This is a genomic window from Corynebacterium gallinarum (genome assembly GCF_014837045.1).
In the GTDB taxonomy this organism is placed as follows: Bacteria; Actinomycetota; Actinomycetes; order Mycobacteriales; family Mycobacteriaceae; genus Corynebacterium; species Corynebacterium gallinarum.
Window position 1 is genome coordinate 554,994 of sequence record NZ_JACSPR010000001.1, and the last position, 19,182, is coordinate 574,175.

Sequence of the window (19,182 nt, forward strand, 5' to 3'; positions counted from 1 at the left end):
TATGGATTTAATTGTATGCACGGCGTAATCTCTTGAATCATGCCAAGCGAAAACTCACAGCCCGTTGCATCCCCCGTCACCGGTTCCACAGGTCGTCGCCCGGGACGACCAACGCAACGAATCCTCACGGTCGACTCCATCATCGACCGTACCTTCACCATCGCCGGCCAGGAGGGCTTCGCGGCCGTCACCATGAACCGTCTCGCCCGCGAGATGGGCGTGACCCCCAGGGCCCTATACAACCATGTGGCCAACCGTCAGGAGATCATCGACCGCGTCTGGATACGATTCACCGACGCGATCGAGATCCCTGATCTCGACCCCGAGAACTGGCGTGACTCCTTCCACGAGCTGTGGGGATCGCTGCGTCAGCAGTTCCGGAAACACCCCCGTCTGTTGCTCATTGCCCAGGACGAAACGATCACCACCTCTGTGACCTCCCCCATCGGTATCGGCCTGGTGGAGAAAACCCTACAGTTCTTCGTCGATATCGGCCTGACCCTACGACAGGCAGTGGTCATCCGCGAGATGCTCATGGCAGACCTGTTCAACTTCGCCCTCAACGCGGACTACAACTACGACCGGCAGGATGAAGAGACCCGGGCGCACACCTTCCCGCCGATCCCCCAGCCCTGGCTGGATGAGGAACCCGATGTGGATGCGCCCCTGACCCGGAAGGCAGTCGACGAGGCCGTCACCACCTCTGACGAACTGTTCAACTACATCGTGGAGGCCCGCATCGCCTATGTGGAGAAGGTCCTCGAGGGACGGACTGAGCTTTAGGCTTTCCCACCAGTAGAGCGTGGTTCAGTTGGTTCGCGGCCACAGTACGGGCAACGTCCCGGCAGATGGATGTCCGTCTCTTGCCCGATGCTGCCCATCACTTGTGGCATCGGGCGAGGTGGTAACCGTGAACGTTTGAGCTTCGGCGGAGAGCTATCGCTGATCGGCCTTGGGAGCTGCTCGAAACGCTTTCCAGGCCACAGAACCCAAAAAGACAATGCCGACAACCGTGGCAATGTACTTCGAAGACTCAATGCCCGTCGTTGCATCGAGGATGATGGAGCCAATGACCACGACTGCTGCAAGAAACATCACGACGATTCCCGGACCACCGAAATACTTCTGAGTCCGGGAGGAGTGCGGTTCCCTGCGTTCGACGTTGTGGGTCGATGACATACTGCCCTTTCCTTCAAGATTCCACTGCCACATGTGAGTGCATCCCCAGCGGTCTCCACAACAAACTTCTTCATCGCCCCGGCATCAGAGGCTGAGAGTATGGAGATGCCAGCTCCGCACTCTTCACCTGCCGACGGCACTAAAGCCACGGGGTTTTCCTGTAGTTCTAACCCTAGCTTTTCCACCGTGCCATGTCGTCTTCCGGGGCTCATCTGTATCCGTTCGACTACTGGATAGTAAAAGCCGTTGATCTTCTGTTACTCGTATGGCACACGCACCACCCTGGTGTTCCGCGCTATACCGCAAGGATTAACCCCTTCGAGGGGATATGTCCAGCCCTTTACGCTTACGGTATCCGAAAGACTACTTCTCGATCCGATTCCGCTGCTGGCGTGGACCAGGGCATTAAACTCAAATGCCGTATCTCTACGCGAGAGTGACCAACCCGAAGGAGCCGAGTTGAACGCGCATCATGGTGCCTGTGCTGTCCTCGGTAACATAGCGCTGATCATCGGAATTATCCTTGTTGTTGTCCGCTTTCTGATGATCAGATCACTCGCGACGGCAGCACTCTGATCAGGGCAGACGGCAGCGGGAGTGTGAAAACAGATGCGAGGACCACGATAATGCAAGAACTGGGCACGTCCCGGCTCGTTCCCACTTCCCGGTTTCCGGGTACGCCATCGCTCACGGCGGCTTTCGCCCTCCTCGCCTTCCTCATTTTCGCTCTCCAATGGTTCACGGAGGATCCGACGTGGTCGGTCATCGAGTTGATCCTGTTCCTCGTCATTGCGAGCTCACTGCCGCTGTCCGTCCATTTCCCCCGGGCTACCGCAGTCATGCTGGCGATTGCCTATCTCTGCGTGATCGCTGCCGACGCCCGCCCGGGTCTGCTGTTCCTCATCGCGCCCTGTGTGGTGGGGGTCCTTGCTTTTCGACGCCACTGGTGGTGGGCACTCCTACCGCTGGGCACAGCCATGCTGTCCGGCTTCCATCAACCGTCTGAAGGCCGGTTCGTTGTCGATGCCGAGTCCTTCCTAATCAGCCTCCTGATGTTCCTTCTTCCCCTCGGCGGTGGCATCTGGTTCGGTGCTGTAGCCCGTGCCCGGGAGGCGGAACAGAGAAGAATCCGGGAAAGGAGGGAAGAGCTGTCCCATACCCTCCACGATGACATCGCAACACGCCTGAGCTCGGTCATTGTTCAGCTTGAGGCCGCCGGGATCAGGTCCGCCGACACAAATCCCGCCCTTGTCGCTGACCTGACAGACTCGGCGCTGGCAGTGCGCACCACATTGGCGTCGTTACGCATGTTGATCGACAACCTCAGCTCCCCCGTCGACGCGGTGGCGGACGCCAGGACAACATCACTCGTTCCCTCCCTGATGCACGGTGCAGACTCGTTACGGAGGCAGGGCTTCGACGTGAACTGTGACATCAGATCGGGAAGCACCACAAAGCTTCCTCTCATCAGTGCCTCAGTGGACAAGGTTCTCGGCGAGGCACTGGCGAATATCGCCAAGCATGGGGATCCAGATGAGCAGGTCCGGATCGTGGCGGACTGTTCACCGCGGAGAACAGAGATCACCATCGAGAATTCCTACACTGATGAGGAGTCGAGGACCGGGTCGAACAGGCTTGGGATTGAAACCATGCAGCGTCATCTCGCCGCTGAACGTGGTGATCTCCACATCAGTGACAGCGGGCGGGTGTGGACGGTGGTGATCTCCATTCCATCTACGTGATCCCCCACCACGCTGACGTTACCTCGACCCCTTTTGCGAAAGGCCCCCTGGAAACATGAACATGCTCATCCCCGTCCTCCTGTCCCTGACGGTTATCTCTCCCCCTGCACCCACTCCCGTGGTGACCGAACCCGTAGCTGCCATCCAGAGCATCGGGGACTGGTTCAGCTGCGATCGGAACCCACAACGCCCCTGGTGCCGATGACACACCGGATCCTCATCGTCGACGATGACCCCATCATTCTCCGGAACCTCCCGGTGTTCTTCACCATGGCCGAGGACCTCACCGTTGTCGGCACCGCGGCAAGCGGCCGGGACGCACTGGCCTTTATGGAGCACACCTCGTGCAATGTCATCCTGTCTGATCTCTCCATGCCCGGCATGAGCGGTATCGAGTTGTTGTCAGCGGTGAAGGAGCTGGACAACCCACCGATTTTCATCGCGATGACTGGTTTCGACACGGATCGGGCCATGCTCGGTGTGCTCTCTGCGGGCAGCGCCGGCTACATCGCCAAGAGTGACCCGCCGGAGTCCGTCATATGGGCTGTCCGTGAAGCGATCAAGGGTGGCACTGCGCTCTCCGCAGCATCCACATCCCGGTTGGTGGACGCGACTATTCGGCGGGGAGTACCTCCCCGACCCCGGGAATTCAGCGTTGAGTTGAGCAGGGGTGAGCGGGAAACCCTCGACCTGTTGTGTCAGGGACTCACCAACGCGCAGATCGCCAGGAAACTCCACTACTCCGAGGCTGCGGTGAAAAAGCAGGTGTCGGCTATGCTCCGGAAATTTGAGGTGGACTCCCGCGTGGCGCTGGCAGTGAAAGCGCTGGGCACGAGTCAGAACTGGAACTGAACCAGACGGCCCACCTGCGTTCCGGGGGCGGGGGCAATGTTGTTGCGCCCCGCCCATGCCCCTTCCCGGAACAAACGGAGGACTACTGGGACAGCTGATCCAGGGCCTGCTCGACGTCGGCAAGCAGGTCCTCGATGTCCTCGATGCCGATGGAGATGCGCACCAGGTCACGGGGCACCTCCAGCTGGGAACCGGCAGCGGACTGGTGGGTCATGGTGGCGGGGTGCTCCAGCAGGGATTCCACACCGCCGAGGGATTCCGCCAGGCAGATCAGCTTGGTGGAGGTGCAGAACTTCTTCGCGGCCTCCTCACCACCGGCGAAGCGCACGGAGATCATGCCGCCGAAGCGCTTCATCTGACGCTTGGCCACCTCGTGTCCCGGGTGGGATTCCAGGCCCGGGTAGAGCACGGTGGACACCTCGGGGCGGGCATCGAGGAACTCGGCGATCTTCTCGGCGTTATCGCAGTGGCGGTCCATGCGGACAGCGAGGGTCTTGACGCCACGGCCGGTGAGGTAGGCGTCGAACACGCTTGGGATCGGACCGATGCCACCCTGCATGAACAGCAGTTCCTCATCCAGCTTCTGGTCGTTGGTCACCACGAGGCCACCGACCACATCGGAGTGTCCACCGATGTACTTGGTGGTGGAGTGCAGCACGGCGTAGGCACCGAGCGTCAGCGGCTGCTGCAGGTAGGGGGAGGCGAAGGTGTTGTCCACCACGAGCTTGGCGTCGGTGCCCTCAGCTGCCTTGGCTACGGCCTCGATGTCGGTGATGGCCAGTGCCGGGTTGGTGGGGGTCTCCACCCAGATCAGCTTGGTGTTATCGCGGATGGCGGCCTTGACCTCATCGACGTTGGAGGTGTCCACCACGGTGTATTCCACACCCCAAGCGACAAAGACGGTGTCGATGAGCCGGAAGGTGCCACCGTAGGCGTCGTTGCCCAGGATGATGTGGTCGCCTGGCTTGAGCAGGATGCGGAACAGGATGTCGGTGGCCGCCATGCCGGAGGAGAAGGCACGACCGTACTCGGCACCCTCGAGGGCGGCGACGGTCTGCTCCAGCACGGTGATGGTGGGGTTACCCACACGGGTGTATTCATATCCACGGCGCAGCTCATTGGGGCCGTTCTGCGCGAAGGTGGTGGAGGCGTAGATCGGGACGTTGATCGAACCATAGTATTCGTCCGGCTCGTATCCGGCGTGAATCGAGGCGGTGGAAAAACCCTGGTTGGTGGGCTTGTGGGACAACTGGATCAACTCCTGAAAAAAATATACTGCGGGGCTGTGGGCAATAATAGACCAAGCTGTCCATTTCAGGGCAAACCCACGGGCATTAGATTCATGCCTCCTCCCCCGCCCCGAACGCGAACCACCGTCCCCGGATCTGCTCCAGGTGAACCTCCATGCCGTACAGCTCACTGAGGTTGGTGGAGGTGAGGATCTCCCCCACCGGACCGGCGGCCAGCACCCGGCCATCACGCATCATGAGCACATCGGTGGTGGTGGCCGCGATCTCCTCCACATGGTGGGTGATCATGATGGTGCTCAGGCCCTCCGTCTCCCGGCGCAGGGTGTCGATGACCCTCAGGAGAACCTCCCTCCCGGGCAGGTCGAGGCCGGTGCACGGTTCGTCGAGAAGCAGTAGGGAGGGTGAGGGGATGAGCGCGCGGGCGATCAGGGTCCGGGCGCGTTCCCCCTGGCTCAGCGCGGACCAGCGACGGTCGGCGCGGTCCTCCATGCCGACCAGCGCCAGGAGTTCATCACGCCGGATCAGCTCGGCCCGGGTGGGTTCCCACCGCTCCAACAGACCGTTCGAGGCGGTCAGACCAGACAGGACGGCCTCATGGACCGGGATGTCATCCAGGCGCTGCCGTGGATCCACATAACCGATGTGGCGGCGCAGCATGCGGGTATCCACCCGCCCGAACCGGTGACCGAGCACATCGACGGTCCCCTCTGAGGGGTAGAGCAGCGTGCCGGCCATCTTCACCAGGGTGGTCTTACCGGCACCGTTGGGCCCCAGCACCGCCCAGTGGGAACCCCGTGGGAACTCCAGGGTGATGCCCTCCACCAGGCGGGTGGGACCCCGGCGGACGGTCACGTTGGTGAAGGCGAGGCAGTTTTCTCGCTGAGCATCGACTGGCATGGAACCCACCCTACAATCCGGACACCGCGGGATCCGCCAGCGGGCTCCGGGCCTAGACTTGACGGCATGACAAGCACGGAGAACTTCTACGACAGCGTGGGCGGCGAAGGCACCTTCAAGCTCATCGTCCACCGCTTCTACGAGCAGGTGCGCACCGATGACATCCTCGGGCCCATGTACCCGCAGGATGACTGGGAGGGTGCGGAGGCGCGTCTGCGGATGTTCCTGGTCCAGTACTGGGGCGGTCCGAAGGATTATGCCGAGCAGCGGGGGCATCCGCGCCTGCGCATGCGCCATGCCCACTTCCCCATCGGGGTCACCGCCGCCGAACGCTGGTTGGAGCTGATGACCAGGGCTCTCGACAGTCTGGAGGAGGGCATGCTCACCGATGACCAGCGCACCGCCATCTGGGATCACATGGTGCGCGCGGCCGATATGCTCATCAACTCCAATCCCGATCCCCATCAGCGGGATTGATCTAACGGGTTTAGAGTCATGAATCATGACTCGAATCCTGGAAGTGCTACGTAGTTTCGGGCTACTCGGTGTGACGGCCTTCGGTGGGCCCACCGCCCACCTGGGTTATTTCCGCGAGGAGTTCGTGGTGCGTCGCAAATGGCTCAGCGACACCGACTACTCCGAGGTGGTGGCCATCAGCCAGCTGCTGCCCGGCCCCGGGTCCTCGCAGGTCGGCTTGGCGCTGGGTTATCACCGCGCCGGTTTCGGTGGATTGCTGGCGGCATGGTTCGCCTTCACTCTGCCCGCAGCCGTCCTCATGACTGCGTTCGCGATGCTTATCGACGCGCCGGACGCCGGCTGGACCCAGGGTCTCCTGGCGGCAGCCGTCGCCGTGGTGTTCCACGCCGTCAGCGGCATGGCCCGGTCCATGGCCGCCACCGCGATCACCGCCACCATCGCCGTGGCCGCCGGCATCGCGGTGCTGGCTGTCCCCTCCACCGTCACGCACCTGCTCATCATCGTGGTCGCCGGTGTGCTGGGTGCCCTGCTGTTGCGGTCAGATACCAATGGCGCCGCGGAGCAGGCCACCGGCACCCGACCGGTCCCGGCCTGGGCCGGGGTGGGTTCGCTGGTGCTGTTGGCCGTGGGCCTGGTCGCCGCGGTCGTGGTCGGTGGTTTCTACCCCGCCTTCTTCCAGGCGGGTTCCGTCGTCTTCGGCGGTGGCCACGTGGTGCTGCCCGTGCTGGAGCAGCTGGTGGTGGTGCCAGGCTGGATCAACCAGACGGATTTCCTCGCCGGTTACTCCGCCGCGCAGGCGGTTCCCGGGCCGATGTTCTCCTTTGGCACCTACCTCGGTGCCGTGCACGGTGGGGTGCTGGGTGCCGTCATCGCGACGGTGTTGATCTTCCTGCCCGGCGCGCTGCTCATGCTCGGTGGCCTGTACTTCTGGGGGAAGTGGCGCACCCAGCCCACCCTGCAGGCGGCGGTGCGGGGCATCAACGCCGGTGTGGTCGGCCTGCTGGCTGCAGCCCTCTATGATCCGGTGTTCACCCACGGCATCACCGGCGTACCCACCCTGGCGATCGCCGCGGTGTGCTGGCTGGGCCTGGCGAAATGGAAGACCCCACCATGGGCCGTCGCAGTGGGTGCGGCCCTGGCGGGGTGGGTACTGCTCTAGGCGGTTAGAACACGCTCAGGCCCAGACCCGTGGACCGGTAGACGGTGCCGAAGGGCGCATCCACCCGGGTCCACCGGCCGTTGACCGAGACCCGCAGGTGACGCGGAATATGATCCGGTGCGGAGAACCCCGGGATGAGGCCCAGTGAGGTGCATGTGAAGATGGTCCGCATCGGGATCTGCGCGGTCTGCCCGTTACCCTCCACCGAGATCACCTTCTGATCCATCAGTGAGGACGGCGGGCCCAGCGGTCCGGAGAACTGTCGGGCCAGGGCCTGGCCCTGGTCGGCGAGCTGGCGGACCACGGTGACGGGGATGTCGTCGACAAGCGTGAAGCCGTGGGCCGGGGGCAGCGACCCCGGCCAGCTCGCGTCGCGCGCCGGACCGATCTCCGCGCGGTTATCGGTCAGCGCCCCCAGCAGGTCCTGCGCACCGACGGTCGCACCGTCACGCCCGACCACACCCTGCACGCGCCTGGACACCGTCACATCGAAGGGGGTGGTGACAAAGACATCGACGGTGTCCTGGTCGAGCTGCCGGAAACGCACACTCGCGCCGGAGTCAATGCCGACCGCACGGGCGAGCAGCGCCTGCAGACCCGCAGCGCCGGCGGTGATGGTGAAGGTCTCCTGTGTAACCACTAGGCTTCGAGTGCTTCCTTCTCCTGCACCTCGGAGCTGGCGACGCGGGTGAGGACCTTGCGCTCGGTCTTGCTGATCGCGCGGGGCGCGGCGGTCTGGATGTTCACCGTGACCTGCACGCACTCCACCACACAGCACACACGGCCGGTGCGGTCCTTGACCTCCTGGCGGGTGGTGAAGGAGGTGTTGCCGAGGTGGGTGACCACGGTCTCCACGACCGCGGTGGTGGTGTCCGGCAGGATCGCCCGCAGGTAGTCCACCTCGAGGTGGCGGACAAACACCGCCGGGATCTCGTATCCGCGCTCGCGGAACTGATCCTCCGCGAAGGCCAGGCGCGCCTCCTGGGCGATCTCGATGAATGCGGCGTTGTTCACATGCCCGAAACGGTCAAAGTCAGACCAACGCAACTCAACCTCCGCGGTGTGGAGGGACTTGTGGTTCTTCTCTTCGCTGGCTGCCATGGATTTAGCCTCGGCCTCTTTCTTATAGGGGTGTTCGTGCGTCTGGAAGCATTCTACCGACCGCGTGGGCAAGCGGGTACTCACCGCGGACATATAGTCGCCTGCCCGGCGGGCGGGCCCGGAAACACCACCACCCGCATCCCCACTCCCCCGGTGAGGGGAGGTGGATGCGGGTGGTGTGAACCGCGGAGGTCAGACCCTAGCGGGTCAGCTTGCGGTGGGTGACACGGGAAGGACGTGCGGCATCAGCACCGAGGCGCTCGACCTTGTTCTTCTCGTAGTCCTCGAAGTTACCCTCGAACCAGTACCACTGGCCCTCGGCGATGTTGCCCTCCCACGCGAGAATGTGGGTACAGGTGCGGTCCAGGAACCAACGGTCGTGCGAGATGACCACGGCACAACCCGGGAAGTTGACCAGGGCGTTTTCCAGGGAGCTCAGGGTTTCCACGTCGAGGTCGTTTGTCGGCTCATCCAGCAGGATCAGGTTGCCGCCCTGTTTGAGGGTCAGCGCCAGGTTCAGGCGGTTGCGCTCACCACCGGAGAGCACCTTGGCCTTCTTCTGCTGATCCCCGCCCTTGAAACCGAAGGCGGACAGGTAGGCGCGCGACGGCATCTCGTTCTGACCGACGATGATGTAGTCCAGGCCGTCGGAGACAACCTCCCAGACGGTCTTCTCCGGGTCGATGTTGGCACGGTTCTGGTCCACGTACGACAGCTTCACGGTGTCACCGACGGTGACCTTGCCGGAATCCGGCTCCTCAAGACCGACGATGGTCTTGAACAGGGTGGTCTTACCCACACCGTTCGGTCCGATGACGCCGACGATGCCGTTGCGGGGCAGTGTGAAGGACAGATCCTTGATGAGGGTGCGACCATCGAAGCCCTTGGACAGGTCCTCGACCTCGACGACCTTGTTGCCCAGGCGTGGCGGGGTCGGGATCTGGATCTCTTCGAAGTCCAGTTTCCTGTACTTCTCGGCTTCGGTGACCATCTCCTCGTAGCGCTGCAGACGGGCCTTGTTCTTGGCCTGACGTGCCTTCGCACCGGAACGGACCCAGGCGAGTTCGTCCTTCAGACGCTTCTGCAGCTTCTGGTCCTTCTTGCCGGCGACCTCGAGACGATCGGCCTTCTTCTCCAGGTAGGTGGAGTAGTTGCCCTCATAGGGGTGCAGCTTGCCGCGGTCGACCTCACAGATCCACTGCGCGACATGATCGAGGAAGTAACGGTCGTGTGTGACCGCGAGGACGGCACCCTTGTAGTCAGCCAGGTGCTTCTCCAGCCACAGCACGGACTCGGCATCCAGGTGGTTGGTGGGCTCATCGAGCAGCAGCAGATCCGGCTCGGAGAGCAGGAGCTTGGCCAGTGCGACACGGCGACGCTCACCACCGGAGAGGTGGGTGACCGGCTCATCGCCCGGAGGGCAGCGCAGGGCTTCCAGGGCCTGCTCGATCTTGGAGTCGATCTCCCACGCGTCAGCCGCGTCGAGAGCCTCCTGGAGCACACCCATTTCTTCCATGAGCTCATCGGTGTAGTTGGTGGCCATCTCCTCGGCGATGGCCTCGAAGCGCTGCTTCTTCTCGAAGATCTCGCCGAGCCCCTCCTCCACGTTCTGGCGGACGGTCTTTTCTTCGTTCAGTGGTGGTTCCTGCAGCAGGATACCTACGGTGGCACCCGGATCAATGAAGGCATCACCGTTGGACGGCTGGTCCATGCCTGCCATGATCTTCAGGATCGAGGACTTACCGGCACCGTTCGGGCCGACAACACCGATCTTGGCGCCCGGGTAGAAAGCCATGGTGACATCGTCAAGGATGACCTTCTCACCGATAACCTTGCGCACATTTCTCATCGTGTAGATGAACTCGGCCAATGTATCCCCTTTTATGCGTATTGCGTTTGAGTACTCAACGCATCAGATTACATGAGCGCGCCCCAGAAAGTGATCTCGCATAAAACCGGGCATGAAACCGGGCCCCGGATAACCCGCAGTGGGGGTTTCCCGGGGTCGCCGGCCAGGGGGTGCCGTCTAGAAGGGTGCCTCCTCCTGATCGGCACCGGCTGTGGCGCCGACGAGCTCACGCTCCCGGTCCTGTTCATGGTCGGGCTGCTGGTCGGGTTGCTGGTCTCCCTGCTGTTCCTGACTGTCCTGCTCCGGGACGGTCTCGGAGGATGGGGTCTCCTGGACGGCCTTCCCGCGGATATCAAAGGATGGGTAGTGGGCAGCGGTCCCGTCGGCAAGCTCCACCTCGTTGAGATTGCTCGCCAGCTGCGGACGGGCGTCCTTGTAACCGACCTTGTAGAAGCTCATGTCCACGCCGATCGAGGTGGCCCGCAGGCGGTTGTCCTGGCGGATGACGTCCTTGCCGTCCGGGGTGTCCTTCCCCTCCTGGATCACCCACGTATTCGTGTACAGGATGCCCTGGATGATCACGGCGGTGCCCTTGAGCAGCGCCTGGTGGGCGTTGACCCCGAGGCGGCCCCAGGCCTCGACATTGACGTAGAGGATGTCGGAGTTCTTCCATTCACCGTCCTTGAGATAGGAGCGTGAGGAGGCCACACGGATGCGCATGACCCCATCCTTCTTCTCCGGGGTGAGGTGGTAGGCGGGGTCGTCGACGATGCGGCCGGTGATGGTGACGGGTGAGTTGTACATGGTTGTCGTGCCTTTCGTTGTCAGTGTGTGTTCTCACCGCGCAGTCTGGCAGCAATCAGGCACCCCGTAAAACACCACAGGCGTCAGCCTGTGGATCGTTTCGGCCTATCCACAGGCTGACGCCGGCGCGGGTGGGGCGGGCTTGACAAGGCGTCGACAAGCGCCTTTATTCTTGTTGTTTGCGCTGTTCCCGGGTGGGCTCGTTTTCTGTCTCGAATTCCGCAGCGTAGTAGTCCTGGTGCATGTCCTGGCCCTGGTTGAGGCGGGCGAGCATCTGGTTGTACTCCTCCATATCGGCGAACCCGGTTTCCACGGCGCGCTGCTCATATTTCTGCTCCACGACGCGCTCCTCACGCAGCCAGCCGCGGAAGAGGTAACCGAAGACCACGATGAGCGGGAAGGACCCCGACGCCCACGCGATACCGCCACCGACCAGCTGGTCATAGGCCAGATCGACCTCCCACGGCAGGTCCAGGCGGGTGTAGAAATCCTCCGCGAGGATCTCCTGCAGCTGCATGAGGTACACACCGAAAAAGAGGTGGAAGGGCATGGAGAAGGTCAACCACGCCAGGCGGGAGACGTGGGTGCGCTGCACCGGTGTCACGTCTGGCCCGATCATCTCCCAGTAGTAGATATAGCCGGAGATGACGAACACGAAGTTCATGATCAGATGGCCCGCATGCTCGGAGACCATGAGGTCATACAGCGGAGTGAGGTAGAGGAAGTAGAAGATCAGGATGAACTGGATGGTGTTGACCGCCGGGTGCATGATGAAGTCCATCAGCGGGTTGTCCACCATCGCCTTCACCCAGTCATGCATGGTGGGTCGTCCCGGCTCGCCCGCGTCCACCGATTCGAGGATGAGGGTCAGCGGGGCGCCGAGCACGAGGAACACCGGCACCACCATCGACAGCAGCATGTGGGCGACCATGTGCATGGAGAAGGTCGCCGGCATGTTCATGCCGATACCGGAGGACACGGTGACCACCAGGGTGACACACCCCAGGATCCACCAGAAGGTGCGCAGGTGGTTCCAGGTCTTGCCCTTGCGGTGCAGCGCCCAGAGGCCACGGAGGTAGAACGCGATGAGCAGGATGCCGATGGTGCCGAGCATGATATCGAAACGCCACATGGTGAACACCGAGGTCAGGGTGGGTTCCTCATAGAGGTCGTAACCCATCTCGATGGCCATGTAGGACATATTCGGATCACGTGGCGGCGGTGGCGGGGTGCGCCCCATGGAGATCGCGATGCCCACGACAGCGGCCATAACCAGCACCTCGACGATGGCCACGCTGGCGAACAGTCGGGAGTTGGTGGGATCCTTCCGGATCTTCGGGAGGACCATGGCACGGTGGAGGAAACCGAAACCGGCCAGCACAATCACGCCGATGGTCTTGGCCACCACGATGAGGCCATAACGGGTGGTGAACCAGTCGGACCATTCGATGCGGATCGCGGCGTTGACCACACCGGACGCGGCGATACCGAACAGGGCGAAGGTGGCGATGGTGGAATACCGCCTGATGGCCAGATCCAGGTCCGGCCCCAGGCGCCTGCAGTGCGCGATCAGTGCCATCAGACCACCGACCCACAACACCATGAACAGCAGGTGCCACAGCAGGGAGTTGGTGCCGTAGTCATGGTTACCGCCGGCCGCGGAGTGTCCCTCCAGGCCCTGCGGGACGATCATGGCGATCGACCCGATGAACAACAACGGCTGGGCCAACCACCGGTGGGTGAGCAACCCGGCGATACCGGTGATGAAGGCGAAGATCGAACACCACAGCCACGCCTTGGCCACCGCCACCTGCTCGAAGGCGACCAGCCAGTTCGCCGGCTGCACCGCGACCGAGAAGGGTTGACCCGACAGATCGGACATGACCAGGGGGATCATGAGGATGCCCACGAGCCCGAAACAGAGCGCGGCGACCGCACCCGTGCGGGCGGCCAGCGTGCCATCCACATTGAGCACCGCCCTACGCAGATCATTGACCCCATCCACGGTGCGCGGGCTGATGAGGAACGTCGACGCCAGGAAACCACCCACCGACAACGCCGCGATCATCCACCCCGCGGCACGCAGGAACGGCAGACCAGCGGTGGTGACAAACCCCGGATCAGGAATACCGAGGGCCGCCAGGGAATCCGAGAGGAACCCCCACGAGATCGTGCCACCGACCACGCCCGCCACCACAAAAAAGAGGACGTAGAGCGGCCAGGTGGGCCGCACCCGACGGTTGCGGGCGGTGCTTGTCGACGCTTTATCAGCGGCGGTTGGGTTTACGGTGGGTTGATTCAATTCACTTCCAACACCAGGGGCACTTGAGGTAGAGGCACCCTGGGGACGCCCCGGAGTGCCACTGACTGCGACCTGCTCATCCATGCCCCCTAATGTAACCCCGCCCCCACCGGTATCCCTAGTTCCACAGGTTGGCCGATCAGGCTGGTAGCCGAACCCGGGTGTGCGCTAGAGTTCCACCACGGACTGTTTTGTGGGGTTTCACACAGGAGGGTCAATAACCTTCTGCCGAATGCACCCTATATAGTGTATTTCTTGGATACGCTGACCGGGTCTTTCTCCAGTCCTGGCTACTACCCAATGCCTCCATAGCTCAGTGGATTAGAGCAACCGGCTTCTACCCGGTTGGTCGCGGGTTCGAATCCTGCTGGGGGCACAACGTTTGACTAGTTCAGGGCACCTTTTCAGATTGAAGGGGTGCCCTGATCGTTGTTTGTGAGCACATTTTGAGCACATTTGGTGGAAAATGACTGCCCCATGACGTGAGTGAATCCGCCTAGATCATCGGGGAAGAGATGCCCGTATTGGTCCAACGTGAACGCGGCCGAATGATGACCAAGTGCCTGTTGCAGGGCCTTGACGTTCGCGCCGGCACTGATGGCCACCGAGGCGAAAGTATGCCGGAGATCATGCGGTGTCAGGTCCGGGAAGCCGGCCTGCTTGGCCGCGGGGTCGAACCAATCGCGCCGGGCATTCTGGTTTCTCAGCACTCCCCCGGCCGGGGTGGTGAACACCAGGTCTGTCGACGCCTTCCCGTGACAGCGCTCCTCGAGGATGTCCGCCAGGGGCTCGATGATGGGCACAATCCTGCGTTTCCCGTACTTCGGTAGCCCATGAATCAACTTCCCGTTACTTTCGGTGATCTGATGCTGGATATGGAGCCGCCGGGAATCGAGATTGACGTCCTGGACCTGGAGGCCTGCCAGCTCTCCCCACCTCAACCCAGCCATGCCCAGGGCCCTGATGTGCCACCCGTGGTACTCCCCCGCCGCCGTGGCCACGGCCTCGAGCTCGCTCGCCGTAAGGATGAGCTGGTCGCGTTTCTCCACCCGGGGCAGATCCACACCGTCGCACGGGTTGGCTGGGATACGCCGGTCCCGGACGGCGCGCTTAAGAACCTGGCTGAGAACGGCGAAACTGTTTCTGATGGTCTTGGCTGACAGGGGTTTCCCCGCCCTGGTCTGGTGCTGGGACATCGCGTTAAGCCACTGCTCGATGGACTCTGATGTCAGGGCAGATAAGCGGGTGTTTCCCAGGGTGCCTATCTTCTCGATGTGGAGAAGGGAGTCTTCATAACCAGCAGCAGTCTTCACCGCCACGGTGGGTTTCTTGGCCGCGAACCACGTCTTCGCCGCCTCGTTGACGGTGGTTCTTCCCGCGGCCGCTGGTCTCCATTCGCCGGTATTGACCTTGACGGTGTTCTCAGCCAGCCAGTCCGAGGCTTGTCGCTTGGATGTGAAGCCGCGTTTCATGGTGGTTCTTCGGTCTGGGGTGCGGTATCGAACCATGTACCGCTTGCCGGCCTTAGTTTCGTACGGCTCAATCGTCGCCACTGCTTCGATCCTTCATGGCAATTTCAATTTCATTGAGGAGTTCACGGGAGACGCGGCCCTTTTTCTGGGGAGTGGCGTCCGGCCCAGCTATGTCATCGCGGTGGTCTTCAAAGGATTTCCCCCATAGGTGCACGGCCCATGTCCTGAGTTCCTGGACATCAATCCCAACCTTTTTCGCCAACCGGTGTTCAGCGGGTGTCTGAGGCCCTGACTCCTCTACCCGAAAGTAGAGATCCATGCTGTCGTTCGGGAGGTTTAAGCGTTCGTACCCTTCGACCCACTCCCTCATTCCCTCCTGAATGTTCTTCATCATGTGCGAGGTGTCCAGGACAGTGCCGGAGGTATCACCACCCAGGAATTGCAGAAGGTGGTCCGTGCTCGTAACGAGTTTTTTGCCGAGCGCAATGGGTTTATCCGTTTGGAAAAGATCTCGCGAGGTCACCTCGCCCTTGAGAGTTCCTTCACCTCTCAGCTGATCCAAGGACAGTGCCAGCATTGAGACAGCTTCGATGGTGGCTCTAAACTCCCCGCGTTCAATGGCGCTGATGCTTGCAGCTGACCAAGTGGTCCCTAAAGCGCGCCCGTGTGAAGCCAGTTCTTCAAGTGTGTGCTCAGCTCGAATATTCCTGACGTTTTGACCTATGACCTGCGACAACGTCATGAGTGATTCTGTCATGACCACAGTTTACAGACATTAATGCTTGACAACATTCAACCTCCATGGTTATCTAGGGTTATTCACAGTTTACGAGTAATGAAACACTGTGGATAGAGAGGAAGAAATGAGTGACTTACTCACCCCTGACCAGCTAGGAGAGCGTTGGGGAAAGACACGCCAGGCCCTGGCCCAGATGCGTTACCGCGGGGATGGGCCCCGCTTCGTGAAGATTGGAAAGTCTGTCCTGTACAGGGTCCAAGATGTTCTTGATTTCGAGGAATCCCAGATCCGTACCCGCACCGATGATGAACCGGCGGTGGCCTGAGATGTCTAACGGGATTGATCTTTCCGCCCAGTCCCCGGACTTCTCTACCACCGCCGAGGACCGCATCCGCGCCAACCTCACCTGTGAGATCAGGCGCCACCTCCCGAAGGACCGCACCCTGCTCTACGGGAAGTTGGCCCGGGATCTCGCCGCTGATCTGGTGAAAATCGCCAGCACCTATGACCTGGACTACTACCGGAAGAAGATGACATGACCAACCTCGACTTCACCGAAGTCCGACCAGCCACGCATTCCACCACCCCGGAGGAGCGACTCACCGCGCATCTCACTAAAGATCTGCGCCGGCAGTACCCAGACCGCGAGGATGTGCACTTTCATCTCATCGCCGCGGACATGGCCCAGAACTTCACCCGCCTGGCCGCGATGTTCGATCTCGATGACTACGCCCTCACACTCAAGCGCCCCATCCTCACAGACCGCCAGCTCGAAAAGCTCGCAGATAGGAACTGATTCTCATGTCCAAGTATTCACCTACCGCCGCCCGTGATCTCCTCGAGAAAGAGAAGGACGGCATCACCCTGGAGGAATATCTCGTCTCAGCCATGGGTGAAGCACTTCTCGAGTTCACCGGAGATGACGACCTCGCAGTCGTGGCCCTGGCTGATGATCTTGTTCCCGGAGTCCTCGAAGACCTCGCCGGCCTGGACCTCAACAGGTACGAGGTGGAACCCCCGCACACCGCCGAGGACTCACTGACGTTCCTGGACCGGGAAGCCGTCGGACTGCTCGAAGCCGCCGACGAGGAGATCCACGGGGTTTCCACCCTGTCGATGGTTGACACCCCGGACCTGCCCGATCATGTCCAAGATGCTGTCTCCATGATCCAGACCGCGATCAAGCTGATTCGCATGGAAGCCGGCCTGCATGGTGCGCGGAACAAGACCACCTACAGCACCGGGGCCCCGACCAGTGAGGTGCGGCAGGAACCGGGGAGGGAACCGCAGGATGACGGAACTACCCGCCTGGTGATGCATGACGTTCATTACGGCCTGTACCCCGACGGCCACCACAACCACCCCGCATTCCGATAGGAGCACCACATGATGAACACAACTCATACAGGTGACCAGCTCGCCCAGGGCCGTGAGGCGTGGCTCTACATGGCGAGGTACCAATCCCAGCACGGAGCGTTGCCGCCGAACTGGTCCGACTTTCTTGATCTCCCCCTTGAGGTCAAGAATCCCGAAACCGAGGAGATTCACATCACCCTCATTCGTAATCTCACAGCCGCTGATATTCAGCATTGGGCCCAGAACTACGAAATCGAAATTACCGCCCAGTACCTCGCAGACATTCAAGAGGAGAACTAAGCCATGACTACCCACGACGGAAAAACCCCCGTGACTGCGCCAACAGTCAACGAGGGAACTAAGCACATTGCAGCGCACTCAGTGACCACAGCATACCTCGCCAAGCACGGCGACAACACCCGCCACACGTACGGCACCTGGTCAAGGAAATCCATTCCACAGGATGACCACATCACCATCATCATCCCCTTCGAGGCCGCTCAGGCCATGTTCGCTGATGGTCCGCAGCTGGTGGCACTGAACCCTGAGTGTGTCGCTGCCCAGTCCGCCGCGGTCCGCAAAGTCCGGGAAGAAGAGGAACGTAGAGAGCGCGCCGAGCTGCGCCGGAGGATCTCTGACCGGATCACCGAAGAAGAAGGTTTCGAGGAACAGCTCGCCGACCTCGACGCCCAGGCCACGGTGATCTACGAACAGATCGACAAGAAGGTCAATGCCGTCTTGGAAACCCTGGGAAAGAAACCATGACCCTGAGTGAGTTCATCATCCATCTGGTGTTCTTCATCGGGCCCCTGGTCCTCGCCCTGGGGTGGCAACACCTCGCAGAACTCCCGATGAGGAGGTGGTCACATGTTGGTCACTGATCTCCTCGAAGAAGCTGACCGCATCCTCACCGAGGACGCCCAGGACCTCCTGGATAACTTGATTCTGCTTTAACCCACACGCCGGGGCGCGTTGACATGTGCCCCGGCGTTCACGATCACACACGAAAGGGGAATGGGGTTGAACACCCAGAATTCCTACCAACGCTTCATCCACGCCGCCGAGAGCGCCGGCCTGACCGTCAGGGAGACCACCCAGGGCAAACAAGCCAGTATCCAAACACCAGGACACTCACCACGTGATCTGGGAACATCGGCGACTTACAACCAGGACCGCACCTTGGTCTACTGCCACAACGGCGACGTCGATGACGTCCTGGCCGAACTAGGACTCACCCACCGGGATCTGTTTGACCATCCACGCGGGTCTGAGTACCGCTACGACGACGGCCGGGTGGTGTTCCGCACCGTGGACAAGAAGTTCCGCCAAGACGGCAACAAACAGGGAACCGCCCTGTTCGGACTGTCCTCCCTTGTCGCGCCGGGCCCGGTTTACATCGTGGAAGGCGAAAACGATCAGCTCACCGCCCAGAACGTCTGCGGTGTCGCCGCGGTCTCACAGGCCGGTGGTGCCTCTAACTCCCCGGAGAAGGCCGACTGGTCCGCTCTCAAGGGCAGGGATGCCATCGTGGTCCAAGACGATGACGCGCCGGGAGAAAAGCGCGCCAAGAAGGTTATGGCTCACCTCCAGTCCCTGGCCGATATGCCGGCATCAATCACCATGGCGAAAGCCGCGGCTGGGAAGGATCTCTCAGATCACATCGCAGCGGGTAAGACCATCGAGGAACTTATTCCGGTAGGTGAACCCATCGCCCGCCGACGAGTGCTGTTCAAGCCGGCAACTGAGTACACCATGCAGGCGGTGGTGTGGTTGATTGACCAGTGGTTGCCACGCTCGATGTTCTCCCTGCTGGCTGGACGTGAGGGTATCGGTAAATCCACCATCGCCGCGGATCTGTGTGCCAGGTGTACCCGTGGCGAGTACGGAGAGAAAATGAACGTGGTCTACCTCGCCTCCGAAGACTCTATTGAACAGGTAGTCAAGCCGCGCCTGGTTGCTGCTGGTGCTGACTTAAACCGGGTGTTCTTCCATGAGGTCACCAC

At 61.5% G+C, this 19,182-nt stretch carries 22 protein-coding genes and 1 tRNA gene; 13 read left to right on the forward strand and 10 right to left on the reverse strand.

Going from position 1 to position 19,182, the window contains the following annotated elements:
* Positions 1-39: 39 nt before the first annotated feature.
* Positions 40-783: a TetR/AcrR family transcriptional regulator gene (locus H9627_RS02425; RefSeq protein WP_191732414.1), complete on the forward strand. Its 744-nt coding sequence runs from the start codon at positions 40-42 to the stop codon at positions 781-783.
* A gap of 153 nt (positions 784-936) precedes the next feature.
* Here the strand turns inward: H9627_RS02425 and H9627_RS02430 are convergent, their stop codons facing one another.
* Positions 937-1,179, reverse strand: a complete 243-nt coding sequence (locus tag H9627_RS02430) for a hypothetical protein (RefSeq protein WP_191732415.1) — start codon at positions 1,177-1,179, stop codon at positions 937-939.
* Between the two features lie 626 nt (positions 1,180-1,805).
* Here H9627_RS02430 and H9627_RS02435 point away from each other — a divergent pair.
* Both H9627_RS02435 and H9627_RS02440 read left to right on the forward strand, forming a co-directional pair.
* Positions 1,806-2,921 (forward strand): sensor histidine kinase, encoded by a 1,116-nt coding sequence (locus H9627_RS02435; protein ID WP_191732416.1) that lies wholly within the window; start codon positions 1,806-1,808, stop codon positions 2,919-2,921.
* Positions 2,922-3,122: 201 nt separating this feature from the next.
* Positions 3,123-3,773: a response regulator gene (locus H9627_RS02440; RefSeq protein WP_191732476.1), complete on the forward strand. Its 651-nt coding sequence runs from the start codon at positions 3,123-3,125 to the stop codon at positions 3,771-3,773.
* 82 nt (positions 3,774-3,855) lie between these two features.
* On the opposite strand, the gene H9627_RS02445 is transcribed toward H9627_RS02440, so the two are convergent.
* Positions 3,856-5,022 carry a cystathionine gamma-synthase gene (locus H9627_RS02445; RefSeq protein ID WP_191732417.1) on the reverse strand — a complete coding sequence of 389 codons (1,167 nt, stop codon included), beginning with the start codon at positions 5,020-5,022 and terminating at the stop codon, positions 3,856-3,858.
* 91 nt (positions 5,023-5,113) lie between these two features.
* Positions 5,114-5,920: an ABC transporter ATP-binding protein gene (locus H9627_RS02450; protein WP_191732418.1), complete on the reverse strand. Its 807-nt coding sequence runs from the start codon at positions 5,918-5,920 to the stop codon at positions 5,114-5,116.
* Between the two features lie 66 nt (positions 5,921-5,986).
* On the opposite strand from H9627_RS02450, the gene H9627_RS02455 reads away from it, so the two are divergent.
* Both H9627_RS02455 and chrA read left to right on the forward strand, forming a co-directional pair.
* Positions 5,987-6,397, forward strand: a complete 411-nt coding sequence (locus H9627_RS02455; RefSeq protein ID WP_191732419.1) for a globin — start codon at positions 5,987-5,989, stop codon at positions 6,395-6,397.
* A gap of 25 nt (positions 6,398-6,422) precedes the next feature.
* Complete coding sequence (gene chrA / locus H9627_RS02460) at positions 6,423-7,556, forward strand: chromate efflux transporter (protein WP_191732420.1); 1,134 nt, start codon at positions 6,423-6,425, stop codon at positions 7,554-7,556.
* A gap of 4 nt (positions 7,557-7,560) precedes the next feature.
* On the opposite strand, the gene H9627_RS02465 is transcribed toward chrA, so the two are convergent.
* From H9627_RS02465 to H9627_RS02485, 5 genes are all read right to left on the reverse strand, one after another.
* Positions 7,561-8,196, reverse strand: coding sequence for a hypothetical protein (locus tag H9627_RS02465; protein WP_191732421.1), 636 nt, complete (start codon positions 8,194-8,196; stop codon positions 7,561-7,563).
* Complete coding sequence (locus H9627_RS02470; protein WP_404826184.1) at positions 8,196-8,657, reverse strand: acyl-CoA thioesterase; 462 nt, start codon at positions 8,655-8,657, stop codon at positions 8,196-8,198. The genes H9627_RS02465 and H9627_RS02470 overlap by 1 nt, the downstream gene beginning before the upstream one ends.
* A gap of 199 nt (positions 8,658-8,856) precedes the next feature.
* Positions 8,857-10,527 carry an energy-dependent translational throttle protein EttA gene (ettA, locus tag H9627_RS02475; RefSeq protein WP_191732423.1) on the reverse strand — a complete coding sequence of 557 codons (1,671 nt, stop codon included), beginning with the start codon at positions 10,525-10,527 and terminating at the stop codon, positions 8,857-8,859.
* Between the two features lie 156 nt (positions 10,528-10,683).
* Positions 10,684-11,310 carry a single-stranded DNA-binding protein gene (locus H9627_RS02480; RefSeq protein ID WP_191732424.1) on the reverse strand — a complete coding sequence of 209 codons (627 nt, stop codon included), beginning with the start codon at positions 11,308-11,310 and terminating at the stop codon, positions 10,684-10,686.
* A gap of 166 nt (positions 11,311-11,476) precedes the next feature.
* Complete coding sequence (locus H9627_RS02485) at positions 11,477-13,696, reverse strand: cytochrome c oxidase assembly protein (protein WP_225213360.1); 2,220 nt, start codon at positions 13,694-13,696, stop codon at positions 11,477-11,479.
* A gap of 218 nt (positions 13,697-13,914) precedes the next feature.
* Between H9627_RS02485 and H9627_RS02490 the strand changes: the two genes are divergently transcribed.
* A tRNA-Arg gene (locus H9627_RS02490) sits at positions 13,915-13,988 on the forward strand.
* A gap of 28 nt (positions 13,989-14,016) precedes the next feature.
* Here H9627_RS02490 and H9627_RS02495 read toward each other — a convergent pair.
* Together H9627_RS02495 and H9627_RS14160 are read right to left on the reverse strand one after the other, a co-directional pair.
* Complete coding sequence (locus H9627_RS02495) at positions 14,017-15,084, reverse strand: tyrosine-type recombinase/integrase (protein WP_191732425.1); 1,068 nt, start codon at positions 15,082-15,084, stop codon at positions 14,017-14,019.
* A gap of 67 nt (positions 15,085-15,151) precedes the next feature.
* Positions 15,152-15,841, reverse strand: coding sequence for a helix-turn-helix domain-containing protein (locus tag H9627_RS14160; RefSeq protein ID WP_225213361.1), 690 nt, complete (start codon positions 15,839-15,841; stop codon positions 15,152-15,154).
* A gap of 106 nt (positions 15,842-15,947) precedes the next feature.
* On the opposite strand from H9627_RS14160, the gene H9627_RS02505 reads away from it, so the two are divergent.
* The 7 genes from H9627_RS02505 to H9627_RS02535 form a co-directional block, all read left to right on the forward strand.
* Positions 15,948-16,148 (forward strand): helix-turn-helix transcriptional regulator, encoded by a 201-nt coding sequence (locus H9627_RS02505; protein WP_191732426.1) that lies wholly within the window; start codon positions 15,948-15,950, stop codon positions 16,146-16,148.
* Between the two features lies 1 nt (position 16,149).
* Entirely contained in the window at positions 16,150-16,362 is a 213-nt protein-coding gene (locus H9627_RS02510) for a hypothetical protein (protein ID WP_191732427.1), read from the forward strand.
* Complete coding sequence (locus H9627_RS02515) at positions 16,359-16,619, forward strand: hypothetical protein (RefSeq protein WP_191732428.1); 261 nt, start codon at positions 16,359-16,361, stop codon at positions 16,617-16,619. The genes H9627_RS02510 and H9627_RS02515 overlap by 4 nt, the downstream gene beginning before the upstream one ends.
* Before the next feature lie 5 nt (positions 16,620-16,624).
* Entirely contained in the window at positions 16,625-17,200 is a 576-nt protein-coding gene (locus tag H9627_RS02520; protein WP_191732429.1) for a hypothetical protein, read from the forward strand.
* 9 nt (positions 17,201-17,209) lie between these two features.
* Positions 17,210-17,479, forward strand: a complete 270-nt coding sequence (locus H9627_RS02525; RefSeq protein ID WP_191732430.1) for a hypothetical protein — start codon at positions 17,210-17,212, stop codon at positions 17,477-17,479.
* 81 nt (positions 17,480-17,560) lie between these two features.
* Positions 17,561-17,944 carry a hypothetical protein gene (locus tag H9627_RS02530; protein WP_191732431.1) on the forward strand — a complete coding sequence of 128 codons (384 nt, stop codon included), beginning with the start codon at positions 17,561-17,563 and terminating at the stop codon, positions 17,942-17,944.
* A gap of 255 nt (positions 17,945-18,199) precedes the next feature.
* Positions 18,200-19,182 (forward strand): AAA family ATPase (locus H9627_RS02535; RefSeq protein WP_191732432.1); only part of this gene is annotated, 983 nt, incomplete at its 3' end.

Coding starts and splice junctions, on each gene's coding strand:
- H9627_RS02425 (WP_191732414.1), top strand. CDS start 40: ATGCCAAGCGAAAACTCACAGCCCGTTGCATCCCCCGTCACCGGTTCC.
- H9627_RS02430 (WP_191732415.1), bottom strand. CDS start 1,179: ATGTCATCGACCCACAACGTCGAACGCAGGGAACCGCACTCCTCCCGG.
- H9627_RS02435 (WP_191732416.1), top strand. CDS start 1,806: ATGCAAGAACTGGGCACGTCCCGGCTCGTTCCCACTTCCCGGTTTCCG.
- H9627_RS02440 (WP_191732476.1), top strand. CDS start 3,123: ATGACACACCGGATCCTCATCGTCGACGATGACCCCATCATTCTCCGG.
- H9627_RS02450 (WP_191732418.1), bottom strand. CDS start 5,920: ATGCCAGTCGATGCTCAGCGAGAAAACTGCCTCGCCTTCACCAACGTG.
- H9627_RS02455 (WP_191732419.1), top strand. CDS start 5,987: ATGACAAGCACGGAGAACTTCTACGACAGCGTGGGCGGCGAAGGCACC.
- chrA (WP_191732420.1), top strand. CDS start 6,423: ATGACTCGAATCCTGGAAGTGCTACGTAGTTTCGGGCTACTCGGTGTG.
- H9627_RS02470 (WP_404826184.1), bottom strand. CDS start 8,657: ATGGCAGCCAGCGAAGAGAAGAACCACAAGTCCCTCCACACCGCGGAG.
- H9627_RS02480 (WP_191732424.1), bottom strand. CDS start 11,310: ATGTACAACTCACCCGTCACCATCACCGGCCGCATCGTCGACGACCCC.
- H9627_RS02485 (WP_225213360.1), bottom strand. CDS start 13,696: ATGGATGAGCAGGTCGCAGTCAGTGGCACTCCGGGGCGTCCCCAGGGT.
- H9627_RS02495 (WP_191732425.1), bottom strand. CDS start 15,084: ATGAAACGCGGCTTCACATCCAAGCGACAAGCCTCGGACTGGCTGGCT.
- H9627_RS14160 (WP_225213361.1), bottom strand. CDS start 15,841: ATGACAGAATCACTCATGACGTTGTCGCAGGTCATAGGTCAAAACGTC.
- H9627_RS02505 (WP_191732426.1), top strand. CDS start 15,948: ATGAGTGACTTACTCACCCCTGACCAGCTAGGAGAGCGTTGGGGAAAG.
- H9627_RS02510 (WP_191732427.1), top strand. CDS start 16,150: ATGTCTAACGGGATTGATCTTTCCGCCCAGTCCCCGGACTTCTCTACC.
- H9627_RS02515 (WP_191732428.1), top strand. CDS start 16,359: ATGACCAACCTCGACTTCACCGAAGTCCGACCAGCCACGCATTCCACC.
- H9627_RS02520 (WP_191732429.1), top strand. CDS start 16,625: ATGTCCAAGTATTCACCTACCGCCGCCCGTGATCTCCTCGAGAAAGAG.
- H9627_RS02525 (WP_191732430.1), top strand. CDS start 17,210: ATGATGAACACAACTCATACAGGTGACCAGCTCGCCCAGGGCCGTGAG.